This is a genomic window from Nostoc sp. UHCC 0251, assembly GCF_034932245.1.
Taxonomy (GTDB): Bacteria; Cyanobacteriota; Cyanobacteriia; order Cyanobacteriales; family Nostocaceae; genus Nostoc.
In genome coordinates this window covers 1-5,948 of record NZ_JAYGHD010000461.1, presented here as the reverse complement: position 1 = coordinate 5,948, position 5,948 = coordinate 1, and the positions used below count along the sequence as shown (strand labels likewise).

Here is a 5,948-nt window from a genome sequence, read left to right as displayed (position 1 = left end):
TAGCGACGTAGGAGCGTCATTGCGAATTGCGAATTGCGAATTGCGAATTGGTTTAATTCTTTGCTACTAAAACACTTACTGCCGCAGCTAAAGATGTCCCACACCAATGACAGCCTATGTTTAGATTTTCTGCTGGGGAAACTCTATGACATTTGGGGCATTCTAAGCCATAAACTCCTGGCGGTGGTGCGGGGGGTGTTGGCGGATGGTGGTGATGTCCAATATTTACTGATGGATTGGGTGGTAGCAAAATTGTTGCTGGAATATTGTCTGTGGAAATGCCAGTAACTTTGAGTTGTATTTGCCCCAAAGAGATATTAGTACCTTCAGTTAAAGGCATTTCACCTTGAACTAATTGCCGTCCATCGACAATGGGGGGATTTTGCGATCGCAAATTCCTCAGATAAAAGCGCTGTTGCTGGTGATGAAAAAATATTTCAACGTGTAAACCAGAAACAGTGGGGTGACTCAAAACAATATCGCACCGGAGTGGGTCACGACCGATGCGGACAGTGCCAAGATTTTTACTTGGCTGTTGTTCGTAAATGTTCTGAATTTTATCTTGACCTGCATCGTGCCACTGTAAAGTTAGTGCGTTCATTGTTCTGAACTTCGTAAGCCGTATTTAGCTACTTCAATTTCTTTCTGTGCGATTCCTAACACGATTGACTAGGAGCAAGCAAGTATTTAGAAAAAACTTCAACAAGCTTTATCTATTCGACGCTAATTTATCAGCAATGCGCGTAGTTTCTGGGAGCCGATATTTTGGCGTGCAGCGTAATACATAGTCAATTGCCGTAGGTAAACTAATGCGATGACCACTGGAGATATATAGAGGTTTTACCCCGGTGCGCGATCGCAAAACAACCCCAACGGTTTCATCCTTATATATCAGTGGTTGCGTGCTGCCTTTGGTTTCTGCCAATTCCTCATACTTACCTACCAACCTGGATTTGGCTACGCCAATTGTCGGCATATCTATGAGTAACCCTAAATGGCTAGCTATACCTAATCTGCGGGGATGGGCAATTCCTTGACCATCACACAGGATAATATCTGGTGTTGTTTGAATTTTCTCCAGGGCATCGAGAACAGCTGGAATTTCCCGAAATGAGAGGAAGCCAGGAACATAAGGAAAGGTCGTAGGACGATGTGCTAGGCTTGTCTCGATGACTTGCAAATCAGGAAAACTCAGCACTGCAACAGCAGCACGGCTAATTGTTCCATCAGCTTCAAAACCCATATCCACTCCAGCGACGTACTGAATAGGTTCTTGCAGTTGATCCTCAGTAATTACTTGATCTCGCAGCTTTTCTTGGATAACTATGGCTTCTTCCAGCGTTGAGGGCCAAGCATAATCTCGATAAAACTTCATATTTAAAATTGGAATTAAACTGATTAATCTTAATCCTGTTAATTTGGCAAGCACAAAAACACTAGTTTTTGATTTCAAGACAGAGAAAATATAAGTTTTGTAAAAGTCCGTGAAAGACTATCTTTATAGTAGACATTTTAGCCCAGTTTAGTTGATATCTTGCATCATAATGTTACTTCAGGCTGTCAAGAGGGAATCCTGAGAATATAAGTTTATTTTCCTAGATTTACTCTTTTACTGGTTATGACACAGCCGAATATTCTGGAACTTGCAAAACAGGGAGATACCCAGGCGATCGCATCTCTCATGAACCGCCACCTACACGCCAAAGGGATCACTGCAAAAGTTGCCTTCAAAGATGCTTGCTTAGAGGTAATCCTAGAATCTGCCCAAGTACTAAATCAGCAAATTTTAGTTGCATTTATCCGCAAAGGTTTAACGGCTTTAGGGGCTGCATCTATTGAAAGCGTTAAAGTTTATGGACAACAAACAGGTAAGAAGTTTCCAGCTTGGAGTAAAGAGTTTAATTTAGGCATACCAGAAGATGAACTAGAAGCAGTAGACAATGAACCGTCTTCCAACAATCCTCAAACCCTAACTATTTGTATTAACTTAAGCGGCGATACTGCACAGGGATTAACAAACCAAGATTTTGAATTTATTGCTAATCAAATCAGCGCTGATATTTTATCCTCTTGTTCTGATGTTTTTATTCAAAAAGTAAGTATTAGCAATGGTAGTTCTGTCATTACAAAAGAACGCTAGTCTTTCATGCATAGGCGCATAAATACAAAAAGACAAAGAGCTTATTTGAGGGTTTCTATCATAATAATGATATGTGAATTTAGATATATTTTTTAAATACATATAATATATAGATTAAATGATTTTAAAAATGCTCTTTTTTTGTGTAAAAGGGGAATCCTAAGATAGACGATGCCCTCTCATTTTTTTTGCGTTTATTAGCTATGAAACAGCCGAATTTTCAGGAAGATACTAAGCAAAAGCTACAAAAGTTTTACTGGCCTTTATGGTTTCCTTATCCTAGCTCTTGGTTAAAAGCATTGATTTTGAATCTATTGTTGAGCACTATTATATTTGTACTCAATAATCCTGGTAAGTTAGGCTACCGTGTCGCATATTTTGTACGCAGTCCAGAATTATTGGCTATATTTACAATACTGTTAATCTTATCTCCAATTCCTATCATTTCTTTGACTCATCACTGCTTCCACTTGCTTATTAGTCGGTTTATGTCGGAAATTCAAGCACCTGAAATAGGTAAAACACAAGGATTATTACCAGGAATAATGAGTTGGTGGGAAGGATTGTATGCTTGGCTTGTAATTGCAATTTCTACACTGATAGCAGCTTTTTTCTCTACAATAGTCCTATCATTATTTAATCTGAGCTACGTCGAATCGGTTGAATACTACAGACAGATGCAAAATATTAATAATAATATAATAGTAATATTTGGGCTGTTCTATATTTCTGCTGGCGCACTAACATATCAAATTGAACATTTGGTAAGACACCGAATAATATCTGCTTATTCTGGCAATAAAAAAACAGATGTAAGCAAATCCAATGCTTATTTAAATACAGATCAAGAACTTAATAGATTGCGTGGGGAAATGGGCGTACACAAAATTAAATTAAATCTTTCATCGATTGATGAAGAAGCTACAATCATCAATAGTCAACGGAAGTATCGTAATTTAAATAAAAATTGGTTGCTTATTCTTTTGATATTTTCAATTACTGTAATAATATACTTTTCTTCAAAATTCAGAGAAATACTTCCCCTAACCTCTAAAATTACAACACAAATACCATCAAAGTCTGTATTAGTTACACCGTCATCAGTGATTGCTGAATCACCGACTGTATTACTTCAAAATGATACATTCAGAGAGGCGGTAAATAAAGCAATGAGTGCTGCCAAACTAACCCAATCAGCAAAATCTCTAGATGATTGGAAGATCGTTACAAGTGAATGGGAAGCTGCGATCGCACTTATGAAAGTCGTGCCATCTTCTAGCCAAAATTATGTAGTAGCTCAACAAAAAATTATAGAATATCAGAAAAATCTCAACTACGCTGAAAAAAATGCCGTCGATAGCAAGTAATACGATCGCACCTCAAAGCTAAACTAGAAAAAGTAGTGCGATCGCTCGACTATATGTATCAAAATAAAACCCTACGAAGACCAAAACATTAACTGCTATTCTTCACAAAGAAGAAGATATGTATGTTGCTGAATGTCCTGAAGTCGGCACAGTTGACCAAGGTGAAACAATTGAAGAAGCTCTTGCTAATCTTAAAGAAGTTACAAGGCTATATCTAGAAGAATGTCCTTTGCTTGACATTGATCCTGATGAAATGGGATGTTCGACGCTAATGAGGATAAATTATCATGCTTAATGGACTCAGGCAACACGCGATCGTCAAACCTGGTGGTGTAGTAGAAATCTTTTCTCCAGAACTTCCAGCAGGTGCAACTGTCGAGGTGATAGTACTTCTGGAGTCACCCGCAAAGCATTATGAAAAGCCTCTAACTAGTTTTATTGGATCTGCTAAAGGTAGTTTTGCCACAACAGAAGAAGTGGATCAGTTTATTCGCCAAGAACGAGATGCATGGGAAATCTATCATTAATTTTGCTTTCTGAGATTAATTCCCCTTAGTTAAAATTTTATAATCAAAGTAATTTCGCCCTTTAAGCCAATCATGACAGAGGAAAAGACGCGGCGTAATTTCCTAATTACCAGCATTGCTGTAACTGGAGGTATTGTGGCAACTAATGCTTTTGGGCAAAATACTACCAACACTGCAACACCGCCAGCAACTATGCCAGAACGGGTGCTGGGACGCACGGAAGTAAAACTCCCTATCTTCGGGTTAGGAGGAGCAGGACAAACGCCGCTATCCTGGGAAGGAAAAGAGGGTGATGCTACGGCAATTATTCAAAGAGCGCTGGAACTTGGCATCCGCTACTTCGATACGGCGGCTAGTTATGGGCCCAGTGAAGATTATTTAGGCAAAATGCTACCACCTCATCGCTCAAAGCTATTTCTAGCAAGCAAGACTGATCAAAGAGATCGAGATGGAGCATGGCGAGAATTGGAGCGATCGCTTAAACGTCTCAATACAGATTATCTCGATTTGTGGCAGTTGCATCGCGTCTCTTTTTCTGAAGAACTCGACATCATTTTTAGTCCATCTGGTGCAATCAAAGCTTTAGAAGAAGCCATACAACAAAAATTGGTACGCTTCGCAGGTATTACTGGACATCATGACCCTCAAGTGATTGCCGAAGGATTACGTCGCTATCCTTTCCACACTACACTGATTCCTGTGAATGCTGCCGACAAACACCACCCACGTCCATTTATCCCGGCAGTTTTACCAGTTGCTCAAGAAAAAAATGTCGGTGTGATTGCGATGAAAGTCCCGGCTTATGGGCGTTTGTTTAAATCAGGTGGGTTGACAGGTATGGAGCAAGCTTTAGGTTACACAATGTCTCAGCCTGGAGTTCATTGTTGTGTAATTGCGGCAGAAACAATCTCACAATTAGAGAATAATGTCAAGATAGCGCGGGCTTTTGTGCCTCTGAAGGAGCAAGAATTAACAGCGATCGCTCAACAGACTGCTAATATTTGGGAAGATAGCACATTCTTCCGTGCTTGGACTTAGTACAACCCGCCATAAAAAATGCCCAAATCAAGCTGCAAACTATCAAATCAAGCCAAATTGTATGGTAGGCGTTGCCCAGCTTCATGTTAAATAGTTGGATCACTTTAAATCAGCATCCTTTTTACGGTATGGTTTTACTCGCTATCATGTAGATACAATTGTATGCCTACCGCACAACAGGCTCTTGCTTGCGTCAGAGTGTGCCAAATGCTCTCAAATGGATATCAACCTATCCATGTATTTCGGTACAACCAAAACACTAAGACCGTGTTTATCCTTGCTGGTGTGACTGAGAGCCTAGAGATTCTAATTTTTTCCGATGGTCAATGGGGGTTTAACGATGACGAAGCCCGACTTTAGCAAAATGTCCCGTCAAGAACTTAGAGCGTATATTTTAGCTCATCGTGAAGATGATGAAGCAATTGAGGCATTAATCAAACGGGGAAGTCCTAATAGTCCGACATATCGATTCCCTGAGACTAATGAGGATTTGAGGGAAATGGAAGAGATACTCAAGAAAAAACTGGGTAGTAGTGGAGAGGCTGTCTAACTAGTTGAAAGGTTTTACGATGGGTTGAGATAATAAAATCTTGCAGATACCCCTCTTTCAAGAAACACTTGACGTAAAGCTTATTTAAAAAGGGTTTGATAAAATGAAGCTTCCTCCTTATCTTGGGATTTGGGGACAAGTTGAAGACCAAAAGCTTGCGCTTTCTTCTGAAGATTTTTGAAGATCAGATCCCGGTATTTTTGCTCATAGTATTCCATACCAGGATCTGAATATCGTCCAGCAGTTGTCCAAATTTGGTAGAACAAACGAGCCAGCTTGTGTGCAGTAGCAGTTATTGCTTTGGGTGCGCCCAAGCGAGAACGTAA

General features: G+C 39.8%; 9 protein-coding genes and 1 pseudogene. 7 read left to right on the top strand and 3 right to left on the bottom strand.

The genetic code is table 11. The features are described from left to right. Nucleotides 1–52 precede the first annotated feature (52 nt). The gene (locus VB740_RS35490) at nucleotides 53–601 is read right to left on the bottom strand and encodes an FHA domain-containing protein (protein WP_323204494.1); all 549 of its coding nucleotides are present in this window, start codon (nucleotides 599–601) and stop codon (nucleotides 53–55) included. A 108-nt stretch (nucleotides 602–709) separates the two neighbouring features. Continuing rightward, a complete protein-coding gene (nfi, locus tag VB740_RS35485; RefSeq protein ID WP_323204493.1) occupies nucleotides 710–1,375 on the bottom strand; it encodes a deoxyribonuclease V in 666 nt (221 codons plus the stop codon). Nucleotides 1,376–1,618: 243 nt separating this feature from the next. On the opposite strand from nfi, the gene VB740_RS35480 reads away from it, so the two are divergent. The 7 genes from VB740_RS35480 to VB740_RS35450 all read left to right on the top strand — a co-directional run bounded on the left by VB740_RS35480 (nucleotide 1,619) and on the right by VB740_RS35450 (nucleotide 5,622). Further along, nucleotides 1,619–2,140: a hypothetical protein gene (locus VB740_RS35480; protein WP_323204492.1), complete on the top strand. Its 522-nt coding sequence runs from the start codon at nucleotides 1,619–1,621 to the stop codon at nucleotides 2,138–2,140. A gap of 203 nt (nucleotides 2,141–2,343) precedes the next feature. Then, nucleotides 2,344–3,507, top strand: coding sequence for a hypothetical protein (locus VB740_RS35475; RefSeq protein WP_323204491.1), 1,164 nt, complete (start codon nucleotides 2,344–2,346; stop codon nucleotides 3,505–3,507). A 118-nt stretch (nucleotides 3,508–3,625) separates the two neighbouring features. After that, nucleotides 3,626–3,802 (top strand): type II toxin-antitoxin system HicB family antitoxin, encoded by a 177-nt coding sequence (locus VB740_RS35470; RefSeq protein WP_323204490.1) that lies wholly within the window; start codon nucleotides 3,626–3,628, stop codon nucleotides 3,800–3,802. Next, nucleotides 3,795–4,034: a hypothetical protein gene (locus VB740_RS35465; protein ID WP_323204489.1), complete on the top strand. Its 240-nt coding sequence runs from the start codon at nucleotides 3,795–3,797 to the stop codon at nucleotides 4,032–4,034. The genes VB740_RS35470 and VB740_RS35465 overlap by 8 nt, the downstream gene beginning before the upstream one ends. 72 nt (nucleotides 4,035–4,106) lie before the next feature. Beyond that, on the top strand, nucleotides 4,107–5,072 hold the full coding sequence (locus VB740_RS35460; protein WP_323204488.1) for an aldo/keto reductase: 966 nt from the start codon (nucleotides 4,107–4,109) through the stop codon (nucleotides 5,070–5,072). Nucleotides 5,073–5,234: 162 nt separating this feature from the next. After that, the gene (locus tag VB740_RS35455) at nucleotides 5,235–5,432 is read left to right on the top strand and encodes a DUF6888 family protein (protein ID WP_323204487.1); all 198 of its coding nucleotides are present in this window, start codon (nucleotides 5,235–5,237) and stop codon (nucleotides 5,430–5,432) included. Beyond that, entirely contained in the window at nucleotides 5,413–5,622 is a 210-nt protein-coding gene (locus tag VB740_RS35450) for a DUF6887 family protein (RefSeq protein WP_323204486.1), read from the top strand. The genes VB740_RS35455 and VB740_RS35450 overlap by 20 nt, the downstream gene beginning before the upstream one ends. 80 nt (nucleotides 5,623–5,702) lie before the next feature. On the opposite strand, the pseudogene VB740_RS35445 reads toward VB740_RS35450, so the two are convergent. Continuing rightward, nucleotides 5,703–5,948: pseudogene (locus VB740_RS35445) on the bottom strand (hypothetical protein); the annotation flags it as partial.

Bases quoted from the DNA above. Each gene is read 5' to 3' on its own strand.
- VB740_RS35490 (WP_323204494.1), bottom strand. From the start codon at position 601: ATGAACGCACTAACTTTACAGTGGCACGATGCAGGTCAAGATAAAATT.
- nfi (WP_323204493.1), bottom strand. From the start codon at position 1,375: ATGAAGTTTTATCGAGATTATGCTTGGCCCTCAACGCTGGAAGAAGCC.
- VB740_RS35480 (WP_323204492.1), top strand. From the start codon at position 1,619: ATGACACAGCCGAATATTCTGGAACTTGCAAAACAGGGAGATACCCAG.
- VB740_RS35475 (WP_323204491.1), top strand. From the start codon at position 2,344: ATGAAACAGCCGAATTTTCAGGAAGATACTAAGCAAAAGCTACAAAAG.
- VB740_RS35470 (WP_323204490.1), top strand. From the start codon at position 3,626: ATGTATGTTGCTGAATGTCCTGAAGTCGGCACAGTTGACCAAGGTGAA.
- VB740_RS35465 (WP_323204489.1), top strand. From the start codon at position 3,795: ATGCTTAATGGACTCAGGCAACACGCGATCGTCAAACCTGGTGGTGTA.
- VB740_RS35460 (WP_323204488.1), top strand. From the start codon at position 4,107: ATGACAGAGGAAAAGACGCGGCGTAATTTCCTAATTACCAGCATTGCT.
- VB740_RS35455 (WP_323204487.1), top strand. From the start codon at position 5,235: ATGCCTACCGCACAACAGGCTCTTGCTTGCGTCAGAGTGTGCCAAATG.
- VB740_RS35450 (WP_323204486.1), top strand. From the start codon at position 5,413: ATGACGAAGCCCGACTTTAGCAAAATGTCCCGTCAAGAACTTAGAGCG.